At 61.1% G+C, this 20,159-nt stretch carries 17 protein-coding genes; 15 read left to right on the top strand and 2 right to left on the bottom strand.

The features are described from left to right. The gene (locus AB8B33_RS30415) at positions 1-1,251 is read right to left on the bottom strand and encodes a sarcosine oxidase subunit beta family protein (RefSeq protein ID WP_113325129.1); all 1,251 of its coding nucleotides are present in this window, start codon (positions 1,249-1,251) and stop codon (positions 1-3) included. A gap of 88 nt (positions 1,252-1,339) precedes the next feature. On the opposite strand from AB8B33_RS30415, the gene AB8B33_RS30410 reads away from it, so the two are divergent. From AB8B33_RS30410 to AB8B33_RS30345, 14 genes are all read left to right on the top strand, one after another. Then, complete coding sequence (locus tag AB8B33_RS30410) at positions 1,340-2,299, top strand: GlxA family transcriptional regulator (RefSeq protein ID WP_439018218.1); 960 nt, start codon at positions 1,340-1,342, stop codon at positions 2,297-2,299. A 72-nt stretch (positions 2,300-2,371) separates the two neighbouring features. Beyond that, on the top strand, positions 2,372-3,055 hold the full coding sequence (locus AB8B33_RS30405; protein WP_025668617.1) for a helix-turn-helix domain-containing protein: 684 nt from the start codon (positions 2,372-2,374) through the stop codon (positions 3,053-3,055). Positions 3,056-3,145: 90 nt separating this feature from the next. Next, the gene (locus tag AB8B33_RS30400) at positions 3,146-4,042 is read left to right on the top strand and encodes a class II glutamine amidotransferase (protein ID WP_439018217.1); all 897 of its coding nucleotides are present in this window, start codon (positions 3,146-3,148) and stop codon (positions 4,040-4,042) included. A gap of 54 nt (positions 4,043-4,096) precedes the next feature. Beyond that, positions 4,097-4,783 (top strand): protein GlxC, encoded by a 687-nt coding sequence (locus tag AB8B33_RS30395; RefSeq protein ID WP_439018216.1) that lies wholly within the window; start codon positions 4,097-4,099, stop codon positions 4,781-4,783. 18 nt (positions 4,784-4,801) lie between these two features. Continuing rightward, positions 4,802-6,130, top strand: a complete 1,329-nt coding sequence (locus AB8B33_RS30390; RefSeq protein WP_037098381.1) for an FMN-binding glutamate synthase family protein — start codon at positions 4,802-4,804, stop codon at positions 6,128-6,130. A gap of 80 nt (positions 6,131-6,210) precedes the next feature. Then, complete coding sequence (gene glnT, locus AB8B33_RS30385; RefSeq protein WP_113325125.1) at positions 6,211-7,518, top strand: type III glutamate--ammonia ligase; 1,308 nt, start codon at positions 6,211-6,213, stop codon at positions 7,516-7,518. Between the two features lie 102 nt (positions 7,519-7,620). Continuing rightward, entirely contained in the window at positions 7,621-8,505 is an 885-nt protein-coding gene (gene purU / locus AB8B33_RS30380; RefSeq protein WP_439018215.1) for a formyltetrahydrofolate deformylase, read from the top strand. A gap of 3 nt (positions 8,506-8,508) precedes the next feature. Beyond that, on the top strand, positions 8,509-9,408 hold the full coding sequence (folD, locus tag AB8B33_RS30375) for a bifunctional methylenetetrahydrofolate dehydrogenase/methenyltetrahydrofolate cyclohydrolase FolD (RefSeq protein ID WP_310381841.1): 900 nt from the start codon (positions 8,509-8,511) through the stop codon (positions 9,406-9,408). A 114-nt stretch (positions 9,409-9,522) separates the two neighbouring features. After that, positions 9,523-10,656: an aminomethyltransferase family protein gene (locus AB8B33_RS30370; protein ID WP_439018214.1), complete on the top strand. Its 1,134-nt coding sequence runs from the start codon at positions 9,523-9,525 to the stop codon at positions 10,654-10,656. A gap of 11 nt (positions 10,657-10,667) precedes the next feature. Continuing rightward, positions 10,668-11,273, top strand: coding sequence for a dimethylamine monooxygenase subunit DmmA family protein (locus tag AB8B33_RS30365; protein WP_439018213.1), 606 nt, complete (start codon positions 10,668-10,670; stop codon positions 11,271-11,273). Continuing rightward, positions 11,270-12,235 carry a PDR/VanB family oxidoreductase gene (locus AB8B33_RS30360; protein ID WP_439018212.1) on the top strand — a complete coding sequence of 322 codons (966 nt, stop codon included), beginning with the start codon at positions 11,270-11,272 and terminating at the stop codon, positions 12,233-12,235. The genes AB8B33_RS30365 and AB8B33_RS30360 overlap by 4 nt, the downstream gene beginning before the upstream one ends. A 20-nt stretch (positions 12,236-12,255) precedes the next feature. Next, entirely contained in the window at positions 12,256-13,296 is a 1,041-nt protein-coding gene (locus AB8B33_RS30355; RefSeq protein WP_113319633.1) for a heme-dependent oxidative N-demethylase family protein, read from the top strand. 83 nt (positions 13,297-13,379) lie between these two features. Then, the gene (locus AB8B33_RS30350; RefSeq protein WP_439018211.1) at positions 13,380-14,717 is read left to right on the top strand and encodes an NAD(P)-binding domain-containing protein; all 1,338 of its coding nucleotides are present in this window, start codon (positions 13,380-13,382) and stop codon (positions 14,715-14,717) included. 118 nt (positions 14,718-14,835) lie between these two features. Then, positions 14,836-15,435 (top strand): methyl-accepting chemotaxis protein, encoded by a 600-nt coding sequence (locus tag AB8B33_RS30345; protein WP_439018210.1) that lies wholly within the window; start codon positions 14,836-14,838, stop codon positions 15,433-15,435. A gap of 6 nt (positions 15,436-15,441) precedes the next feature. Here AB8B33_RS30345 and AB8B33_RS30340 read toward each other — a convergent pair whose 3' ends face one another. Continuing rightward, positions 15,442-17,811: a DUF1989 domain-containing protein gene (locus tag AB8B33_RS30340; RefSeq protein ID WP_439018209.1), complete on the bottom strand. Its 2,370-nt coding sequence runs from the start codon at positions 17,809-17,811 to the stop codon at positions 15,442-15,444. Between the two features lie 247 nt (positions 17,812-18,058). Between AB8B33_RS30340 and AB8B33_RS30335 the strand changes: the two genes are divergently transcribed. After that, positions 18,059-19,843 (top strand): APC family permease, encoded by a 1,785-nt coding sequence (locus tag AB8B33_RS30335; RefSeq protein ID WP_439018208.1) that lies wholly within the window; start codon positions 18,059-18,061, stop codon positions 19,841-19,843. The last annotated feature ends 316 nt before the right edge of the window (positions 19,844-20,159 follow it).

The following is a 20,159-nucleotide window of genomic DNA, read 5'->3' as shown; positions in this document are numbered from 1 at the left end:
TCAATGCAGGTTGGGCTGGGCGCCGACGCCCTTTTCATCGATCTGGTAGCCGCGCCGGAAACGGTCGAGACGCAGCTCGCGCGCCGTCTCGTGTGGCTCGTTGCGGGCAATCAGGTGGGCGTAGCAATAGCCGGAGGCGGGTGTGGCCTTGAAGCCGCCATAGCACCAGCCGGCATTCAGGTAGAGATTATCGATATGGGTGCGGTCGATGATCGGCGAGCCGTCCATGCTCATGTCCATGACGCCGCCCCAGCTGCGCAGATATCTGACCCGCGTCAGCGACGGGATCATTGCCACGCCGGCTTCGGCGACGTGCTCGACAGTGGCGAGATTGCCGCGCTGGGCATAGGAATTATAGCCATCAATATCGCCACCGAAGACGAGGCCACCCTTGTCCGACTGTGAAACGTAGAAATGGCCGGCGCCAAAGGTGACGACGGTATCGATGAACGGTTTCAGCCCCTCGGTGACGAAGGCCTGCAGCACATGGCTCTCGATGGGCAGGCGCAAGCCCGCCATGTCGGCGACCACGGTGGAATTGCCGGCGGCAGCGAGCGCCAGCTTGCCGCAGCCGATGAAGCCCCTGGTGGTCTCGACGCCTGTCACCCTGCCATTCTCGCTGCGAATGCCGGTGACCTCGCAATTGGTGATGATGTCGACGCCGCGGCTGTCGGCGCCGCGGGCATAGCCCCAGGCGACCGCATCGTGGCGCACCGTGCCGCCGCGCGGCTGGCGCAGGCCGCCCATGACGGGGAAGCGGGCATTGTCGAAATCGAGAAAGGGCAGCATCTTGCGGACAGCAGCCCGATCGAGGAGCTCTGCGTCAACGCCGTGCAGGCGCATGGCATTGCCGCGCCTTGTATAGGCATCACGCTGCGCATCGGAATGGAAGAGGTTCAGCACGCCGCGCTGCGAAACCATGGCGTTGAAGTTGAAATCCTGTTCCAGCCCTTCCCAAAGCTTCATCGACAACTCGTAGAAGGGGTTGTTGCCGGGCAGCAGGTAGTTGGAGCGGATGATCGTCGTGTTGCGGCCGATATTGCCGGAGCCGAGATAACCCTTCTCCAGCACGGCGACATTGGTGATGCCGAACGTCTTGGCGAGATAATAGGCCGTCGAAAGGCCATGGCCGCCGCCGCCCACGATGATCACATCATAATGCGGCTTCGGCGAAGGCTGGCGCCAGGCAGGCGCCCAGCCATTGTTGCCGCGAAGCCCGTTTAAGAAGATGGAGAGAGCGGAATAGCGCATGGATAGATCCGGTGGGAGCTGGTGCCATGATGCCAGAAAGAAGAGGCGTGACTTGCCTGTTTAGGACATTTATCGATAAGAAAGGGACATGGCGTCTGTCGAAGCAAAAAACCTGCATTCCATCGGCTTCATCCTTCTGCCGGGATTTGCCCTGATGTCCTATGCCTCGGCGAGCGAGCCGCTGCGCGCCGCCAACCTGCTCGCCGGGCGGGAAATCTACCGTATCTCATGCTTTTCGCCGGAAGGCGGGGTAGTGTTGTCTTCTGGTGGCGTACCAGTTCCAGCCGCGCCGCTTCCCGGTCGCGGTTTTGGGCTCGGCACTGTCTTCGTCTGCGCCGGCGGTTCGCCGCGCGACTGGCACTATCCGGCCGTGCTTTCCTGCATACGGCAGCTCGCGCGCGAAGGCGTGCGCATCGGCGGCATTTCGGGCGGCCCCTTTCTGCTGGCCGAGGCCGGGCTGCTGACAGGCCGTGACTTTACAATCCATTGGGAGCATGCGCCGACGCTTCTCGAAGCCTTTCCCGACCTGTCGCCGCGCCAGGCGCGTTTCGTCGTCGACGGCAACCGCATTACCTGCGGCGGCGGCATTGCGCCGCTCGACATGATGCATGCGCTGATCGCCGAGCGCATGGGACCGGATTTCGCCCGTCGGGTCAGCGACTGGTTCTTGCATACCGAGGTCGGTCAGCCGACAGCGCCGCAGCGCGCTTCCCTTGCCGAGCGCTACGGCGCGCACCATCCGGGTCTGCTGAGCGTCCTGGAGAAGATGGAGGAAACCATCGAGATGCCGCTCAACCGTGCAGCCATGGCTCGCATTGCCGGGGTGACGCCGCGCCATCTCGACCGTCTGTTCGCCGCTCACCTCGATACGACCTTCCTCGAGCAATACAGACGCATCAGGCTGCAGCACGCCCGAAGGCTCCTTGAGCAGAGCCCGCTGTCGATCTCCGAGATCGCCATTGCGACAGGTTTTTCCGGCGCCGCGCATTTTTCACGCCTCTTTCGCGGCCTCTACGGCACCAATCCGAGTTCAAGCCGCAAGCTCTGACTTTCTTCAGGGTTGAGAAGATTTCACTCTGACGATAGGATACTTGCAGAGAGAGTGCGCGAAGGACTGTGAATGAAGATCAAGCTGGATGAAACGTCGAGCCAGGAGCATGCCCATGCGGTTCGTCAGGCCCTGTCCCAGAATCCGCACGCGGTGCGCGAGCCGAAGGAAAACAATCTCGAAATGGCGATCGGCCATGAGGTTCGCGCCTATCGCAAGAAGCTCGGCATTACCGTGACCGACCTTGCCGCCGCGACCGGCATTTCGCTCGGCATGCTGTCGAAGATCGAGAACGGCAATATCTCGCCATCGCTGACGACCTTGCAATCGCTCTCGCGCGCTCTCGGCGTGCCGTTGACAGCCTTTTTTCGCCGTTACGAGGAGCCGCGCAACGCCGTCTTCGTCAAGGCGGGGCAGGGTATCGAGCTTGAGCGCCGCGGCACGCGCGCCGGCCATCAGTATAATCTGCTCGGCCATATCGACAACAACAGCAGCGGCGTGATCGTCGAGCCCTACCTCATCACGCTGACGACCGATTCGGATGTCTTTCCGACCTTCCAGCATGAGGGCATGGAGCTGATCTACATGCTGGACGGAGAGGTCGTCTATCGCCATGGCGACCAGCTTTTCCCGATGCAGCCGGGCGACAGCCTGTTTTTCGATGCCGATGCGCCGCACGGACCGGAAAAACTTGTGAAATTGCCGAGCCGATATCTCTCCATCATCAGCTATCCGCAACGCGGCAAGAATGACTGACTTGCCTTAAAAGAAAAAAATATTCCTGCAGGTTGAAAACCCAAAACAGACCTGATAGTCATTTTGCAGACGCGAAATGGAGGGTCTGTCATGTGCGGAATTGTGGGTCTCTTCCTGAAGGATAAAAGCCTCGAGCCGGAGCTCGGCGCGATGCTGTCGTCCATGCTGGTGACGATGACGGACCGCGGGCCTGATAGCGCCGGCATTGCCATCTATGGCGCAAGCAGCGGCGACAGCGCGAAGATCACCGTCCAGTCCGCCAAGCCGAAGAAGGATTTCTCGGGTCTTGAGGCCGAGCTTGAGAAGGAACTCGGCACGGAGGTCTCAATCGACATCAAGAGCACCCATGCCGTCGTCACCCTGCCGAAGGACATGCTCGAAGAGGGCCGTGCCGCCATCGCCGAGCTGCGCCCCGACATCCGTATTATGAGCAGCGGCGACGCGATCGAGATATACAAGGAAACCGGCCTGCCGAAGGACGTCGTTTCCCGTTTCGCCGTCAATTCCATGGCTGGAACACATGGCATCGGCCATACCCGCATGGCGACGGAATCGGCAGTCACCACGCTCGGTGCCCATCCCTTTTCCACCGGCTCCGACCAATGCCTCGTCCACAACGGCTCGCTCTCCAATCACAACAACCTGCGCCGCGAACTCAAGCGCGAAGGCATGACCTTCGAGACCGAGAATGACACCGAGGTTGCCGCAGCCTACCTGACCGCCGAAATGGCCAAGGGCAAGAATCTTGGCGAGGCGCTGGAAGGTGCCGTCGACGATCTCGACGGTTTCTTCACCTTCGTCGTCGGCACCAAGTCCGGCTTCGGCGTCGTGCGCGATGCGATCGCCTGCAAGCCTGCTGTCATGGCCGAGACCGACCGTTACGTCGCCTTCGGCTCGGAATACCGCGCGCTCGTCAACCTGCCCGGCATCGATGCCGCGCGCGTCTGGGAGCCGGAGCCCGCGACCGTCTATTTCTGGGAACGCTGAGAGCAACTTTTCTGCCTTCATCCCATCGGCTCGATTTCATTTCAGGACGATTTCATGCCCACATTCGATCTTGCGGCGACCCCGCTTCGTGACCTCAATCAAGCCCTGCATGACGTGGCGTCAGGCGACAACGACCTGCAGTTCGACGTCGTCAATCCGCGTGGCCACCATGCCGTCGCCGCCGGCGTGCATGCACCCGTCAGCATCGATATCCACGGCAGCGTCGGCTATTACTGCGGTGGCATGAACGAGGAGGCGGTCATCACCGTGCACGGCTCGGCCGGCCCCGGTGTCGCCGAAAACATGATGTCCGGCCGCATTACCATCAAGGGTGACGCCAGCCAGTATGCGGGTGCCACCGGCTGCGGCGGCCTGCTCGTCATCGAGGGCAATGCCTCTTCGCGCTGCGGCATCTCGATGAAGGGCATCGATATCGTCGTGCGTGGCAATATCGGTCACATGTCCGCCTTCATGGCGCAGGCCGGCAACCTCGTTGTGCTTGGCGACGCCGGCGATGCGCTCGGAGATTCCCTTTACGAGGCCCGCATCTTCGTCCGTGGCAAGGTCGAGAGCCTCGGCGCGGACTGTATCGAGAAGGAAATGCGGGCAGAACATCTTGAGCTTCTCTCCGCCCTGCTCGCAAAGGCAGGCATTACCGATGTGCGGCCGGAGGAGTTCAGCCGCTACGGTTCTTCCCGCAAGCTCTACAATTTCAACGTCGACAATGCCGACGCCTATTGAGTTTTATCGAGGTTCTCCATGAGCTATCATAACCCGCCCACAAAGCCTCGCCTTTCGGCAACCTTCGACGAATACACGATGTCGGAAATCCGCCGCGCTGCGGCGACCGGCATCTATGATATCCGCGGTGGCGGCGCCAAACGCAAGCTGCCGCATTTCGACGATCTCTTGTTCCTCGGAGCCTCGATCTCCCGCTATCCGCTCGAAGGTTACCGCGAGAAGTGCGGCACCAATGTCGTGCTCGGCTCGCGCTACGCCAAAAAGCCAATAGAACTCAAGATCCCGATCACGATCGCCGGCATGAGCTTCGGCTCGCTCTCCGGTCCGGCCAAGGAAGCGCTCGGCCGTGGTGCCACGATCGCCGGCACCTCGACGACAACAGGCGATGGCGGCATGACGGAGGAAGAGCGTGGCCATTCTGAGACGCTCGTCTACCAGTACCTGCCGTCGCGCTACGGCATGAACCCGCGGGATCTGCGCCGCTGCGATGCGATCGAGATCGTCGTTGGCCAGGGTGCCAAGCCCGGTGGCGGTGGCATGCTGCTCGGTCAGAAGATCTCCGACCGCGTCGCCGAGATGCGCACGCTGCCGAAGGGTATCGATCAGCGTTCGGCAAGCCGTCATCCCGACTGGACCGGCCCTGACGACCTCGAGATCAAGATCCTCGAACTGCGCGAGATCACCAACTGGGAAAAACCGATTTATGTGAAGGTCGGCGGTGCGCGCCCTTATTACGATACGGCCCTTGCCGTGAAGGCCGGCGCCGATGTCGTCGTGCTCGATGGCATGCAGGGCGGTACTGCGGCGACGCAGGAAGTCTTCATCGAGCATGTCGGCATGCCGACGCTCGCGTGCATTCGCCCGGCCGTGCAGGCGCTGCAGGATCTCGGCATGCACCGCAAGGTGCAACTCATCGTTTCGGGCGGCATCAGGAATGGCGCCGACGTGGCGAAGGCCCTGGCGCTCGGCGCTGATGCCGTGTCCATCGGCACGGCCGCCCTCATCGCCATCGGTGAGAATGATCCGCGCTGGGCGGCGGAATACGAGGCGCTGCATACGACGGCGGCCGCCTATGACGACTGGCACGAAGGCAAGGATCCGGCCGGCATCACCACGCAGGATCCGGAACTGATGAAGCGCGTCGATCCGATCACCGCCGGTCGCCGCCTCGCCAATTACCTCAAGGTCATGGCACTGGAGGCGCAGACGATCGCGCGCGCCTGCGGCAAGAATCATGTCCACAATCTGGAACCGGAAGACCTCTGCGCATTGACGATCGAGGCTTCTGCGATGGCGCAGGTACCGCTCGCGGGAACGAGCTGGATACCGGGCAAGGGAGGTTACTGATTTCTACCGGCCGGGCAAAAGGTCCGGCCGCTTCGCATCCATAACCAAAGTGTCTCTGAGAAATCCAAAGGGGAACGAGAATGACACTGGACCTTGCTGCTTTTGCGAAAGACAAAGGCATCAAATATTTCATGATCAGCTATACTGACCTCTTCTCCGGCCAGCGTGCCAAGCTGGTGCCGGCGCAGGCGATTGCCGGCATGCAGGAAGAGGGTGCGGGTTTTGCCGGGTTCGCCACCTGGCTCGACATGACGCCCGCCCATCCCGACCTCTTTGCCGTTCCTGATGCCACCTCCGTCATCCAGCTTCCCTGGAAGAAGGACGTCGCCTGGGTAGCCGCCGATTGCATGATGGAGGGCAACGTCGTGGCGCAGGCGCCGCGCAACGTGCTGAAAAAGCTCGTCAATAAGGCCGAAGCGGCGGGCAAGCGGGTCAAGACCGGCGTCGAGGCCGAATTCTTCCTGATCACCGCCGACGGCGAACAGATTTCCGATGGCCGCGACACTGCTGAAAAGCCCTGCTACGACCAGCAGGCCGTCATGCGCCGCTACGACGTCATCGCCGAGATTTGCGACTATATGCTGGAGCTCGGCTGGGGCGCCTATCAGAACGACCACGAGGATGCTAACGGCCAGTTCGAGATGAACTGGGAATTCGACGATGCGCTGAAGACGGCCGACAAGCATTCCTTCTTCAAGTTCATGGTCAAGTCGATCGCCGAAAAGCACGGGCTTCGCGCCACCTTCATGCCGAAGCCCTTCAAGGGCCTGACCGGTAATGGCTGCCATTGCCATATCTCGGTCTGGGACAATGATGGCAAGGTCAACGTCTTCGCCGACAGGGCAGCCGAATTCGGCCTGTCGGCGGAAGGCAGGCATTTCCTCGGCGGCATCATGAAACACGCTTCGGCGCTTGCCGCGATCACCAACCCGACCGTCAATTCCTATAAGCGCATCAACGCGCCGCGCACGACCTCGGGCGCCACCTGGTCGCCGAATACGGTAACCTGGACCGGCAACAACCGCACCCACATGGTACGCGTGCCGGGCCCCGGCCGCTTCGAGCTGCGCCTGCCTGATGGTGCGGTCAACCCCTACCTGCTGCAGGCAATCATCATTGCGGCCGGTCTTGACGGGCTGAACAGCAAGGCAGATCCCGGTCCGCATCACAATATCGACATGTATGCGGAAGGCCATCTGGTGAAGGACGCGCCGCGTCTGCCGCTGAACCTGCTCGATGCGCTGCGTGCCTATGACGCCGACGAGGGTCTGAAGGCTGCGATCGGAACCGAGTTCTCCGCCGCCTATCTCAAGCTCAAGCACCAGGAATGGAATGCCTTCTGCTCGCATTTCACCCAGTGGGAACGCGACAGCACGCTCGATATCTGAGCCGACCGGTTGAGGTTTTGACATCATGCGCCTGCGAGCCGGAGCATCAACGCACCGGCCCGGCTGATGGCCTATGCGTCAAGTGACGAAGGAAGAGATGGCATGAAGAGCTACGTACTGACAGTATCCTGCAAGTCGACGCGCGGCATCGTTGCGGCGATCTCGGGGTATCTCGCCGAACAGGGCTGCAATATCGTCGACAGCTCGCAATTCGACGATCTGGACACCGGCCAGTTCTTCATGCGCGTCTCCTTCATTTCCGAGGAAGGCATCTCCGGGGCCGATATCCGCGCCGGCTTCACCAGCATCGCCACGCGCTTCGGCATGACTTATGATTTCCATGACAGCGAGAAACGCATGAAGGTGCTGCTCATGGTGTCCCGCTTCGGCCATTGTCTCAACGACTTGCTCTATCGCTGGAAGATCGGTGCTTTGCCGATCGATATCGTCGGCGTCGTCTCCAATCATTTCGATTACCAGAAGGTCGTCGTCAACCACGACATTCCCTTCCACCATATTCCCGTCACTAAGGCCAACAAGGTGCAGGCGGAAGCGCATATCATGGACGTGGCCGAGCAGACCGGCACGGAATTGATCGTGCTCGCCCGCTATATGCAGATCCTGTCGGACGAGATGTGCCAGAAAATGTCGGGCCGGATCATCAACATCCACCATTCCTTCCTGCCGAGCTTCAAGGGCGCCAATCCCTACAAGCAGGCCTATGAGCGCGGCGTGAAGCTGATCGGCGCGACAGCGCATTACGTGACGGCCGATCTCGACGAAGGCCCGATCATCGAGCAGGACACTGCTCGCATAACCCATGCGCAGAGCGCCGAAGACTATGTCTCGATCGGCCGCGATGTCGAAAGCCAGGTGCTGGCGCGCGCCATCCACGCCCATATCCACCACCGTACCTTCATCAATGGCAACCGTACCGTCGTCTTCCCGGCAAGCCCCGGCAGCTATGCCTCCGAGCGCATGGGCTGAGCCATGGTCAAGGTAATCGACGGCAAGCAGGTTGCCGCTTCCGTAATCGAAACCGTTAAATCGGCAAATGCTGCGCTTGAAGCCGCCAAGGGCGTCCAGACGGGCCTTGCCGTCGTCATTGTCGGCGATGATCCGGCGAGCCACACCTATGTCAGTTCCAAGAGCCGCATGGCCAAGGAATGCGGCTTCAAATCCGTCCAGCACACACTGCCAGCCGAGACCAGGCAGGAGGAGCTTGCAGCCCTCGTCGCCTCGCTCAATGCCGATCCGTCGATCCATGGCATTCTCGTACAGCTGCCATTGCCGAAACATCTCGACAGCGAGCCGATCATCCAGTCGATCCTGCCGCAAAAGGATGTCGATGGCTTGAGCGTCGTCAATGCCGGTAAGCTTGCGACCGGTGATCTGAAGACCGGCCTCGTTTCCTGTACGCCGGCCGGCGCCATGGTTTTCGTGCGCCGCACCCATGGCGAGGATCTTTCCGGCCTCAATGCCGTCGTCATCGGCCGCTCCAACCTGTTCGGCAAGCCGATGGCGCAGCTTCTGCTGAATGCCAATGCGACCGTCACCATTGCCCATTCGCGCACGAAGAACCTCGCCGAAGTCTGCCGCAACGCCGATATTCTGGTGGCCGCCGTCGGCCGTCCGGAAATGGTCAGGGCCGATTGGGTCAAGCCCGGTGCCACCGTCATCGACGTCGGCATCAACCGCATCGCGGCACCCGAGCGCGGCGAGGGCAAGACCCGCCTCGTCGGCGATGTCGCCTTTGCGGAGGTTTCTCCGGTTGCCGCCGTCATCACCCCGGTGCCGGGTGGCGTCGGCCCGATGACGATCGCCATGCTGATGGCCAATACGGTGATTGCCGCCCATCGCTCGGCAGGGCTGACACCGCCGATATTCTAAGGAAAGTGCCATTGGGACAGCCGACAAAAATCACCGGGATCGGCTTGCCACAGCGTGAAAGACGAATATAGTCAGGAAATAAATATTCCGTAGAGGAAATAAGAGGGAACGGAAATGGCATTATCTTGGCGTTTCTCCGCCTTGGCGGATCGGCATCGCGCTCTGGGATCGAAGCTCGAGGACTGGAGCGGAATGGGAACCGCCTGGACCTACGACAAGAACATGTCAGACGAGCATGTCGCGGTCCGCACCAAGGCCGGCATCATGGATGTCTCGGGCCTGAAGAAGGTGCATCTTGTCGGCCCGCATGCGATCGCCGTGCTCGACTATATCACCACCCGCGACATGACGAAGATCTATCCCGGCCGCTCGGTCTACGCGACCATGCTGAACGACCGCGGCCACTTCACCGACGATTGCATCGTCTACCGCACCGGCCCGAATTCCTGGATGCTGGTACACGGCTCAGGTTCCGGCCACGAGGAACTCGTCAAGCAGGCGGCCGGCCGAAACTGCGCCGTGCTCTTCGACGACGACCTGCATGACCTGTCGCTGCAGGGCCCGATCGCGGTCGATTACCTCGCCAAATATGTGCCCGGCATCCGCGACCTCAAATATTTCCATCACATGCAGACGACGCTGTTCGGCGCGCCGGTCATGATCTCGCGCACCGGCTATACCGGCGAGCGCGGCTACGAAATCTTCGTGCGCGGCCAGGACGCCGTCATGGTCTGGGATCGTATCGTCGCAGAAGGCGCCGATATGGGCATCATTCCCTGCTGCTTCTCTGTGCTCGACATGCTGCGCGTCGAGAGCTACCTGCTGTTCTATCCCTACGACAATTCGCAGATGTATCCCTTTGCCGACCAGCCGCCCGGCGACAGCCTGTGGGAACTCGGCCTCGATTTCACGGTCAGCCCCGGCAAGACCGGCTTCCGTGGCGCCGAAGAACATGCGCGGCTAAAGGGCAAGGAACGCTTCAAGATCTTCGGCATGCTGATCGACGCGGACGGTCCGGCCGATCTCGGCGACGAGGTCTTTGCCGACGGCAAGAAAGTCGGCGTCATCACCTGCCCGAGCTATTCGTCGCTGACGAAGAAATCCATGGCGATTGCCCGTCTCGATGTTGACAAGGCGGTGCACGGGGCGAAACTCGAAGTACGCGGCAAGACCGTCAAGGCGAGCGCCACCGCCCATACGCTCCCCTTCGACGATCCGGAGAAGAAGAAGAGGACTGCCGTAGGTTAAGGAGCACGCGAATGCTCGTTGCAGGCATCAAGAGCCGACCAGTCTACAAGGGCCTGACCATCCAGCCGCACGCCCGGCGGCACATTTTCGCGCTCGAAGGGGAGGGCGCCAAGGCTCTCCTCGACCAGCAGCCGGTGCTTGACGAGGCAGCCCTTTCCCGCAGCGAGATCCTCTATGTCGCCCGCGGCTCCCAATGGTCCGGCCTGGACGAGGCGCTGCGCCATCTCGGCGCCGACATGTTCTTCACGGCCCCGACGATCGCGACGCTGCTCTTTCGGTTGAAGGGTTCGCTCGCCACCGCCCATATGGGCACGCGGCTTTATATTTCGGGGACGGAAGGCTTCATCGGCCAGGCGATGCTGGTGGCGCTCGAATACGGCATGGACCATGCCTCCATCATCACCGAGCATCGCGGCTCGCTGGCTAGGCGCGTGCAATGTGTCCATTGCAAAGGCATCACCGACGACGTCACCGTCAGCCCCTTTTCCTGCAGCCATTGCGGGCTGACGCTTCTCGTGCGTGACCATTATTCGCGTCGGCTCGCCGCCTTCCAGGGCGTCAATATCGATGCGGAAGAGCCCGGCAGCGCGCCCAATCCGGAGGAGTTGTTCCTTTGAGCGGTGGTACAGAAATTCCCGTCCGCGTGGTGCGGATCACCCCGATCGCCGAGCGCGTCAAGCGCTTCCGCTTCGAGCGGCTGGACGGCAAGCCGATGCCTTATTTCTCCGGCGGCGCCCATGTCATCGTCTCGATGAACGATGGCGGCCATATGCGCCGCAACGCCTATTCGCTGATGTCGCCGCCGCATGATTGCGCCGCCTATGAGATCAGCGTGCTGCACGTCGAGGATTCGCGCGGCGGCTCCACCTTCATGCATGAGAAGGTCAGCGAAGGCGACGAGCTGAAGGTCAGCTATCCCGTCAACCTGTTCCAACCGGATTGGCGCGGGCGCAAGCATCTTCTGATTGCCGGCGGCATCGGCATTACGCCCTTCATTGCGATGATGGAGCAGTTTTCCCGCGAAAGCGCCAATTTCGAACTGCATTACGCCATCCGCACGCGGGACCGCGGCGCCTACTGGCGGGAACTGCTGGAGCGCTACGGTCCGCATCGCATCAAGATCTATTGCGACTCCGAAGGCGGCGCCATTCCTCTGACACGGCTGCTCGACAGCCAGCCGCTCGGCACGCATCTTTATGTCTGCGGCCCCACAGGCATGATCGACGGCGTGCTGAAGACGGGGCTGAATGCCGGCTGGCCGGAACAGAACCTGCATTCGGAACGGTTCCTGTCGTCGCTGCCCGGTAAACCCTTCGCGATCGAGCTACTGCGATCCGGCAAGACCGTGAAGGTCGGCCATCACGAAAGCATGCTGGAGGCGATCGAGGCGGCGGGCGTCGACGCGCCCTTCCTCTGTCGCGGCGGGGCCTGCGGTCAATGCGAGACCGGGGTCGTCACCTGCGACGGCAAGCTGCTGCACAATGACGTCTATCTCACGAGCGAAGAAAAAGCATCCGGCCGCAAGGTGATGATCTGTGTTTCCCGCTTCGAGGGAAACACGCTGCATCTCGATCTTTGACGGTAAAAAGGAGACCGGACATGGCAATCGCCTTCAAGCAGGAAACGTTCCGGGACGATTTCAGCTATCGGAACAGCCCCGGGAACATCCGTCGCTTCCCGTTTCCCTTCGACCGCGACGAATACATGTATTCCGTCAATATGGAGCCGCATGTGCGCGGCCGGGCGGACACCGTTTACGAAAACCTGATCGACGTCGACGAGCACTATGTCGCCGAGATGTGCGATCGCGCGCTGGTGTTGAAGGAAGACCCGCTGCGCTATCAGGCTCTGCCGCACATGATGAGCGCGCAGTGGGACACGCTCGAACTGCTGATGGAAGAGCAGGCGGCGGGTTTTCCTGACCACTTCACGCTGATCCGCAACGGCGACCATTGGCGCTGGATCAACCGCCCGCTCGGCATCGACGACAGCTTCACCTTCGGCGATGCCTCGACGCTGCCCTGCGAGCCCTTCGAATATATCACCCGCCAGGCCCAGGGCGATTTCTGCATCGTCGATCAGCGCGACGGCAATCTCTGGATGGATGCCGGTATGGTGACGACGCAGGCCGACTGGTCGCTCGATTTCGACCTCGGCATGAACTTCATGGAATGGCATGGACCGGTGCCGCTCGCCCACCAGATCGGCGTCTTTGACCGGGCTTTGAAATTCCTGCTGAACCTGCAGCAGGGCAAGCCGACCCGGCGCTTCAACTGGACGATGACGATCAATCCGCGGCTCGACACCAGTCCTGAGAATTATCACAAATGGGGTCCCGACCGCACGACGGTGACGCCTGACAATGTCGGCGAGAAGGTGCATCTGCGCGTCGAGCTGCAAAGCCTCTGGCGTCTGCCGCGCTCGAATGCCATCCTCTTCGTCATCCGCTGCTATTTGATGAACATGGAAGAACTCGTCACCGTGCCGAAATGGGCGCGGCGCTTCCCGCGCGTGCTGAAGACGCTGCCGCCAGAGCTCATCGACTACAAGGGCCTCACCCGCTTCCGCGAGACCACGATCGACTGGCTTTCCAAATACGACGATGGGGCGCCGACCAGCCCCGGCATTTATCCGGACTGAGGCGCAGCGATGCGCACCAGCGCCGTGCGTCTTCTCAGACGCGTAAACTAAGCAATGACATATAATCAAGAGGGGAATGCTTCATGACAAGAGTTGCCGTCATCGGCGCCGGTCCTTCCGGGCTTGCCCAGTTGCGGGCCTTCCAGTCGGCCGCACAGAAGGGTGCGGAGATCCCGGAGATCGTCTGCTTCGAAAAGCAGTCCGACTGGGGCGGGCTCTGGAACTATACCTGGCGCACCGGCCTCGACGAATATGGCGAGCCGGTCCACGGCAGTATGTATCGTTACCTTTGGTCGAACGGCCCGAAGGAATGCCTCGAATTCGCCGACTATTCCTTCGAGGAGCATTTCGGCAAGCCGATCGCCTCCTATCCGCCGCGCGCCGTGCTGTGGGACTATATCAAGGGCCGCGTCGAAAAGGCGAATGTCCGCCATTGGGTGCGCTTCAATACACCGGTGCGCATGGTGCGTTTCGATGATGCCACGAAGAAATTCACGGTGACGGCGCATAACCGCGTCGAAGATCAGATGTACGACGAGGAATTCGACTATGTCGTGGTGGCGAGCGGCCACTTCTCGACACCGAACGTGCCTTATTTCGAGGGCGTGAAAACCTTCAATGGCCGCGTCCTGCATGCCCACGACTTCCGCGATGCGCTGGAATTCAAGGGCAAGGATATCCTCATCGTCGGCCGCAGCTACTCGGCCGAGGATATCGGCTCGCAATGCTGGAAATACGGCGCCAAGTCGGTCACCACGAGCTATCGGTCGAAGCCTATGGGGTTCAACTGGCCGGATAATTTCGAAGAACGGCCGCTGCTCACCAGGCTCGAAAACCGCACCGCCCATTTCCTCGACGGTTCAACGAAGGAAGTTGATGCGCTGATCCTGTGCACGGGATACCAGCATCACTTCCCCTTCCTGCCCGACGAGTTGAGGCTCAAGACTGCCAACCGCCTCTGGGCGGACCATCTCTACAAGGGTGTGATCTTCGACAGGAACCCGCAGCTTTTCTATATCGGCATGCAGGACCAGTTCTACACCTTCAACATGTTCGACGTGCAGGCATGGTGGGCGCGCGACGTGATGATGGGTCGCATCACCCTGCCGCCGGAAGAGGAACTGAAGGCGAATTTCGACATGTGGCGGGCCCGCGAGGAGACGCTCGAGGATGCCGAGCAGATGATCTGGTACCAGGGTGACTACGTGAAGGAACTGCTCGCCGAAACCGACTATCCGAGCTTCGACATTGAGGGGACCAACAAGACCTTCATGGAGTGGGAGCACCACAAGGCGGAAAACATCATGGGCTTCCGCGATCACGCCTATCGTTCGCTGATGACCGGCAACATGTCGCCGACGCACCACACGCCCTGGGTCGAGGCGCTCGACGATTCCATGGAGGAATATCTGCGCAACTGATCTTTCCCAGGCTCCCGCGTAACCGAGAAAGGGTCGTCCGTCGCGACCCTTTCCGGCGTGTTTGAAATGAGACGAAGCAAACCCGATCTGCAACTCATTTTCTCAAGGCGTGGTCTTCATGGATTTTCAGAGCAGTGTTCTCGGCCGCATGAGCGGTTTTCTCTATCGTTGCCGTGCGGATGAAAATTACACGATGCTGGAGATGACCGATGGCATCGAACGCATCTTCGGCTATCCGGCAGAGGAGATTATCGGCAACAGCACACGCACCTTCACCTCGATCATGTGTGAAGAGGACGTGCCGCTGATGGATGAGGTCGTGGGCATCGCGCTGGAAAGCCGCACCGACTGGACGATGGAATATCGTATCCGCCACCGTGACGGATATTATGTCTGGGTGACGGAAACGGGTGGGGGCATCTGGGACGAAAACGGCGAGCTGCTTTATCTTGAGGGCAGCATTATCAACATCGAGTCACTCTACCGGCGCATCGACGAGCAGACCGCCGGCATGCGCATCACCGCCTCGAAGACTAACGAGATCCTGCAATCGCTGCGCTACCTGAAGCTGCTCGCCGTCAATGCCGGCATCGAGGCGGCAAGGGCGGGGACGGCGGGTTCCGGCTTCGCCGTGCTCGCCGCTGAGATGCGTCAGCTCGCCAATTCCTCCGAAGAGGCCGCAAGGGCAATCACCAGTGCCCAGCGCAGGGCGGAATAGTGGTTTTTACGAACGCGGCCGGGTCTTCTGCGGATCGTAGTGCGACAGCGGCACCACGATCGCCGGCAAGCGCTTCTGCTGGCCGTCGAGCTTGCCGATCTCAACCTCTGTGCCGACGGCGGCACGGGTGACGTTGACGCGGGCGAGCGCAATCGTCTTGCCGAGGATCGGAGAGCGCGTGGCACTGGTGATAACGCCGACCTGGGCGCGGCCAACATGGACGCAATCGCCGTGGCCGACCGCGTCGTTCGCCTGTATGTCTAGACCGACCATCAGGTGGCGCGGATGCTCCTTGCGGCGCAGGAGCGCCTCGCGGCCGATGAAATCGTCCTGCTTGGACTTGAGCGGCACGGTAAAACCAATGCCAGCCTCGAAGGGGTCGGTCTGGTCGTCGAATTCGTGATGGGCGAAGACGAGGCCTGCCTCGATGCGGACCATGTCGAGCGCTTCTAGTCCCATCGGCTTCAGCCCATAGGGTTCGCCGGCCTTCCAGACGGCATCGAAGACGGTCAGCGCATCCTTCGGATGACAGAAGATCTCGTAGCCGAGTTCGCCGGTATAGCCGGTACGCGAGACGACGACCGGAGCGCCTTCAAAGCCACCGATGCGGCCGACTGTGAAACGGAACCATTCGAGCTCGCCGATCTCAGGCTGGCGTGGCGCCGTCCAGATGATCTCCTTGAGGATGTCCCTGCTCTTTGGTCCCTGCAGGGCGATATTGTGCATCTGGTCTGTCGAAGAGCGTACCCAGGCCTTGAAGCCCTTCTTCTCGGCCTGTTCGCGCAGCCATATGCCGCTGTAGTCGTCGCCGCCGATCCAGCGGAAATTTTTATCGGCGAGGCGAAAGAGCGTGCCGTCGTCGATCATGCCGCCGTGCTCGTAGCACATGGCGGAATAAACAACCTGCCCGGTCGACAGCTTGCGCACGTCGCGCGTCAGGCAATATTGTAAGAGTTCCTCGGCATCCGGACCCGTGACTTCGAATTTGCGCAACGGCGACAGGTCTATGACGGCGGCCTTCTCGCGGCAGGCCCAATATTCCTCGACCGGACCTGCGGAGGAAAACCGGTTTGGCAGCCAGTAGCCGCGATATTCAGTGTAATCCCGCGTCAGTGCCGAGAGGCGGGGGTGGAAGGCGGTTTCCCGCGTCAGGTCTGCGTCGGCGTCAGGGGTCATGCGATAGGCTACCGCTCTTGAGAATTTTTCTTTTCCGGAGAAGGTGCGCACCTGGATATCGGTCGGATCCCAGCCGTTGGCCGCATCGATATCGTCGGGGCAGGAGGAGGAGACGCAGACGAGGTCGGTCAGCGCCCGCATCAGCACATAATCGCCCGGCCGCGACCATGGCTCGTCGAGATAGAGCTGGTTGTTGTGGTCGATATTCGTATTGTAGAAATAATTGAGCGCCTCCCAGCCCTTCCGGCCAGCTATGCCGTAGGGCGCTAGCGCCGCGTTGAAATTGTCGGTGCAATTGACATGGCCGGGATAGCCCATGTCGTCGTAGTAGCGCGAATTGCAGGCGGTCGCGAATGCGTCATGGCGGCCGACCGTGTCCTGGACGACCTCCACCAACGGCTCGAAATCGCGGTCGAAAGCCTTGGACGGCAGGCCGGGGGCGGGATAGCTGCGGCCGAGCAGGGTGCGTGTGACGGTGGAATCGAGCGCAAGATCAAGACCCTTGTCGACCTTGCGGGCGGCGAAGGCCTGGAAATCGGTGCATTGCCGGCCGTAGACATCGATGATCTGGATGAACTCTCCGGCACGGACGAAATAGGCCGAGGCGGTCGCCGCCTTGATGCGGATGTCCTCGATCGGATCGGCCATCGGCTCGGGGAGGGCCGCGGCATAGTCGCGGATCAGCCTGCTGCGCCTGATGCGGATCTCGATCGGCGTTGCCGTGTCCTGCGCGTCAGGCGACATCGCCGTTGCAGGTGCGGCGGCAATCAGCAGACCCTTCATCGTGATCGCAAACTCCGCCTTGCTGCCCGGAATGGAGGCTTCGCTGAACATGCGGATTGCACCTGCCGTGGCGAGATCGGCACCGCGTCGCTCAAGCGCCGTGCGGGTCCGGTCGGCGCCCTCATCACCTGAAGAGAGAATGGCCTTTAGTCCTTCGGCCGAGCCGGTGAAGGCTGCGCCGAGGCCGGTCGATTGAAACCGGCCATTTTCGTCGAGGAAGGAAAGCTCGCAGGCTTGTCCACCTTCGCTGTCGATTAGGGTGACGTGGTCGCCTGCCTCGACGCGAACAACAAGGGATCCACCGCCCTTGCAGCGGTAACGCTCGACACCCTCGGGCAGCGCGGGGATACCGGGATAGCGGATGATGCTTGCCGATACCGGTCGCACCCCTGACATCCCGGGATGGAGATCTCGCATGTGGTCCTCATGGGATTGATGTGCTCTCCGGCACGCAAATCATGCTGACAAAATGCCGCCCGAAAGTAAAGGGATGTTGACTAAAAAGAAAATATCTTCACTATGCATAAAGGGTCGAGACTCGGAAATCCGCTCGGGAACGCGGATCGAGAAAATGCCGGGCAGCCCATGCAATGCCACGGGAGGCGCGTTCAGGGAGACGTACGCAAAGCTACGTCCCGAACAAATAGAATGGGGAATTTCACCGATGACGGATATCGTGGACGCCGGCGTTGCCGCCGGCACCGAAGGTAAACTTATACGCGCGCTTGACTGGAAGGGTGCGTTTTGGGTGGCAGCCGGCGTGCCACCGCTTGTTCTCTTCTCCATCGGCGGTATTGCAGGTACGACCGGCAAGCTCGCCTTTGTGGTCTGGATCATCTCGATGATCATGGGCTTCCTGCAATCCTTCACCTATGCCGAAATCGCCGGCATGTTCGGCAACAAGTCGGGCGGCGCATCGGTCTATGGCGCCACGGCCTGGCTGCGCTATTCGAAATTCATCGCGCCGCTGTCCGTCTGGTGTAACTGGTTTGCCTGGTCTCCGGTGCTTTCGCTCGGCTGCGCCATTGCGGCCGGATATATTCTCAATGCCTTCTTCCCGATCCCGGCAGCGGATTCGCAGGCGGTCCTCGCCTGGATCAGCGCGCATGCCGCTTCGATCACGGCCGATAGCCCCCGCGTCGCCGAATATATTGCTGCCCATGCCGGCACTTCGCCTGAGGATGCGGTCAAGGCGCTGCTGAGCGCGGACGGCGTATCCGCGCTGACGCCGGCGATCCGCAGCTGGTCGCTCGTCAGCTTCAGCATTCCCTTCCTGGCCACCGCCAATATCAACGCCACCTTCTTCATCGGCGGCATCCTGATGCTGATCATCTTTGCGATCCAGCATCGCGGCATCTCCGAGACGGCGAGCGTCCAGAAATGGCTGGCGATCATCGTGCTCGTACCGCTGCTCATCATCGGTCTTTATCCGATCATCAGCGGCCAGATCGTTAGCGCCAACGTCACCGGGCTGGTTCCGCCAACGGCGGCCTATGCCGGCACCGACGGTACCTGGAGCAATGGCGGCTGGACGCTGTTCCTCGGCGGTCTCTATATCGCCGCCTGGTCGACCTACGGTTTCGAGACTGCGGTCTGCTATACGCGCGAACTGAAGAACCCCAAGACGGATACCTTCAAGGCGATCTTCTATTCCGGCCTTGCCTGCTGCTTGTTCTTCTTCCTCGTACCTTTCGCCTTCCAGGGCGTGCTCGGTCATGCGGGCATGCTGGCGCCGGGCATCATTGACGGGACGGGTGTCGCCGAAGCACTCAGCGGACTGATCGGCGCCGGCCGTGTCGTCACCCAGCTTCTCGTCGTGCTGATGATCATGGCGCTTTTCCTCGCCATCATGACCGCGATGGCAGGCTCCTCGCGCACGCTCTACCAGGGCTCGAAGGATGGCTGGCTGCCGAAATATCTCGACCATGTCAACGAACACGGTGCCCCGACCCGGGCGATGTGGACGGACTTTGCCTTCAATCTTTTCCTGTTGGCGATCGCGTCCGATGCTGGCGGCTATTTCTTCGTGCTCGCCGTCTCCAATGTCGGTTACATCATCTTCAACTTCCTGAACCTTAATTCCGGCTGGATCCATCGCATGGATTCCGGTCATGTCGAGCGTCCCTGGAAGGCCCCCACCTGGCTGATCGGCGTCAATACCGTGCTTGCCTTCGTCAACGCGCTCTTCCTCGGCGCCGGCGCGAAGGTCTGGGGCTACGCCAACGCGCTCTGGGTCGGCTTCATCTTCGCCGCGCTTATCCTGCCGGTTTTCGCCTATCGCCACTACGTCCGCGACGGCGGCAAATTCCCGGCCGGCGCCATGGACGACCTCGGGCTCGTGGGCCAGGACCTCGGTGTCAAAAAGGCCGGGATATTGCCATACCTCGCGCTTGCCGGCGGTCTCGCCATCGTATTGATCGCCAACTGGATCTTCCAATTGCCCGCTTAAGGATTGTCGGCCGGGGTATTCTGACAGATTTGTCTGATGCTCGGGCTCGGGCAGAGAAACCATATGCCTGCAGAGGCGTCAGTTGGAAACGGCTGACGCCTCTGCACGCATCTATGCGGTGTCAGGACCCGCCGGAACGTCCGAGGCCACCACGACTATGACTGCACTCACACACCTGAAAGATCGACTTCTCGGGCAGAAGCCGGTCGGCGTTGACTGCAGTGCCTCGGACGCTCGAGCTCCATAGATATGTGACCGTCAACGGCATCGATATCTCTTCCCGCGAGTAGGGCCTGAAAACGCACCCGTGGTGCTG

The sequence above is a fragment of the Rhizobium sp. 768_B6_N1_8 genome (genome assembly GCF_051811225.1).
Taxonomy (GTDB): domain Bacteria; phylum Pseudomonadota; class Alphaproteobacteria; order Rhizobiales; family Rhizobiaceae; genus Rhizobium.
Note: the sequence above shows the minus strand (reverse complement) of the source record. Positions and strands in the feature narration are given on the sequence as shown.

Excerpts from the sequence above, each read along its gene's own strand:
- AB8B33_RS30415 (WP_113325129.1), bottom strand. The coding sequence starts at position 1,251 with ATGCGCTATTCCGCTCTCTCCATCTTCTTAAACGGGCTTCGCGGCAAC.
- AB8B33_RS30410 (WP_439018218.1), top strand. The coding sequence starts at position 1,340 with ATGGCGTCTGTCGAAGCAAAAAACCTGCATTCCATCGGCTTCATCCTT.
- AB8B33_RS30405 (WP_025668617.1), top strand. The coding sequence starts at position 2,372 with ATGAAGATCAAGCTGGATGAAACGTCGAGCCAGGAGCATGCCCATGCG.
- AB8B33_RS30400 (WP_439018217.1), top strand. The coding sequence starts at position 3,146 with ATGTGCGGAATTGTGGGTCTCTTCCTGAAGGATAAAAGCCTCGAGCCG.
- AB8B33_RS30395 (WP_439018216.1), top strand. The coding sequence starts at position 4,097 with ATGCCCACATTCGATCTTGCGGCGACCCCGCTTCGTGACCTCAATCAA.
- AB8B33_RS30390 (WP_037098381.1), top strand. The coding sequence starts at position 4,802 with ATGAGCTATCATAACCCGCCCACAAAGCCTCGCCTTTCGGCAACCTTC.
- glnT (WP_113325125.1), top strand. The coding sequence starts at position 6,211 with ATGACACTGGACCTTGCTGCTTTTGCGAAAGACAAAGGCATCAAATAT.
- purU (WP_439018215.1), top strand. The coding sequence starts at position 7,621 with ATGAAGAGCTACGTACTGACAGTATCCTGCAAGTCGACGCGCGGCATC.
- folD (WP_310381841.1), top strand. The coding sequence starts at position 8,509 with ATGGTCAAGGTAATCGACGGCAAGCAGGTTGCCGCTTCCGTAATCGAA.
- AB8B33_RS30370 (WP_439018214.1), top strand. The coding sequence starts at position 9,523 with ATGGCATTATCTTGGCGTTTCTCCGCCTTGGCGGATCGGCATCGCGCT.
- AB8B33_RS30365 (WP_439018213.1), top strand. The coding sequence starts at position 10,668 with ATGCTCGTTGCAGGCATCAAGAGCCGACCAGTCTACAAGGGCCTGACC.
- AB8B33_RS30355 (WP_113319633.1), top strand. The coding sequence starts at position 12,256 with ATGGCAATCGCCTTCAAGCAGGAAACGTTCCGGGACGATTTCAGCTAT.
- AB8B33_RS30350 (WP_439018211.1), top strand. The coding sequence starts at position 13,380 with ATGACAAGAGTTGCCGTCATCGGCGCCGGTCCTTCCGGGCTTGCCCAG.
- AB8B33_RS30345 (WP_439018210.1), top strand. The coding sequence starts at position 14,836 with ATGGATTTTCAGAGCAGTGTTCTCGGCCGCATGAGCGGTTTTCTCTAT.
- AB8B33_RS30340 (WP_439018209.1), bottom strand. The coding sequence starts at position 17,811 with ATGCGAGATCTCCATCCCGGGATGTCAGGGGTGCGACCGGTATCGGCA.
- AB8B33_RS30335 (WP_439018208.1), top strand. The coding sequence starts at position 18,059 with ATGACGGATATCGTGGACGCCGGCGTTGCCGCCGGCACCGAAGGTAAA.